General features: G+C 67.1%; 1 protein-coding gene. It reads left to right on the forward strand.

Annotated features, from left to right (window positions below; translation table 11 throughout):
• Positions 1-1320: bifunctional 23S rRNA (guanine(2069)-N(7))-methyltransferase RlmK/23S rRNA (guanine(2445)-N(2))-methyltransferase RlmL (gene rlmKL / locus ABB26_RS18255; protein WP_083490922.1), on the forward strand; the 1320-nt coding region annotated here is incomplete at both ends.

Raw genomic sequence — 1320 nt, forward strand, 5'->3', positions numbered from 1 at the left:
GCCGCCGCCGTGCTGATGCGCGCCGGCTGGCCGAAGATGCATGCCGAAGGCGGTGGTCTGCTTGATCCGATGTGCGGCAGCGGCACGCTGCTGATCGAAGGCGCCTTGATGGCTGCCGACGTCGCACCGGGCCTGCAACGCCATGGCAGCCTGCCGCCGAGCCGCTGGCGCGGTTTCGACCAGGCGCAGTGGAAGGAATTGATGGCCGAAGCGCGTGCGCGCGAGACCGTCGGCCGCGCCGCGTTGAAGCAGGTCATCCACGGCAGCGACATCGATCCGAAGGCGATCAGTGCGGCCAAGGAGAATGCCGAAGTGGCCGGCGTCGGTGAGGCCATCTGGTTTGGCGTGCGCGACGTGGCTGACATGCAGGTGCCGCCGCAGGAACACGGCTGCGTGGTCTGCAATCCGCCATACGACGAGCGCCTGGCCGCCGACGCCATGCTCTACCGTCGCATCGGCGACGCGCTCAAGCGCGCGGTGCCGCAGTGGCGTGCCAGCCTGCTGTGTGGCAGTGCCGATCTGGCGTTCGCCACCGGCCTGCGTGCGCGCAAGACCTACCAGCTGTTCAACGGCGCCATCGAGTGCGCGTTGATCATCTGCGACCCCATCGCCGTTCCGGCGCGCGAGAACGATGGCCAGCCGCGCGAGCTCAGCGAAGGCGCGCAGATGGTGGCCAACCGCCTGCGCAAGAATCTGAAGAAGTTCAAGAATTGGCTGTCGCGCGAAGGCATCAGCTGCTTCCGTGCGTACGACGCCGACCTGCCCGAATACTCGGCCGCCATCGACGTTTACCGCGAGGACGGCGGCAAGGGCCGCACCTTCCTGCATGTGCAGGAATACGCCGCGCCGGCCACCATTCCCGATGTCGATGTACGCCGTCGCCGCAACGAACTGCTGTCGGCGGTACGTGAGGTGTTCCAGGTGCCGGCCGAACAGGTCGCGCTGAAGTCGCGCGAGCGTGGCAAGGGTGGCAGCAAGTACGGCCGCTTCGAACAGCGTGGTGAATTCATCCTGGTGCGCGAGAACAACGCGCTGCTGCGGGTGAATCTGTTTGATTACCTGGACACCGGCCTGTTCCTCGACCATCGCCCGCTGCGCCGGCACATGGCCGAGGAAGCGCGCGGCAAGCGCTTCCTCAACCTGTTCTGCTACACCGGCGTGGCCAGCGTGCAGGCAGCGATGGCTGGCGCCAGTTCGACCACCAGCGTCGATCTGTCCGGCACCTACCTGCAGTGGTGCGCCGACAACCTCGCGCTGAACGGCAAGGCCGGCAGCCAGCACACGTTGGTGCAGGCCGACGCGGTGACGTGGCTGGAGTCG

The sequence above is a fragment of the Stenotrophomonas humi genome (assembly GCF_001431415.1).
GTDB lineage: Bacteria > Pseudomonadota > Gammaproteobacteria > Xanthomonadales > Xanthomonadaceae > Stenotrophomonas > Stenotrophomonas humi.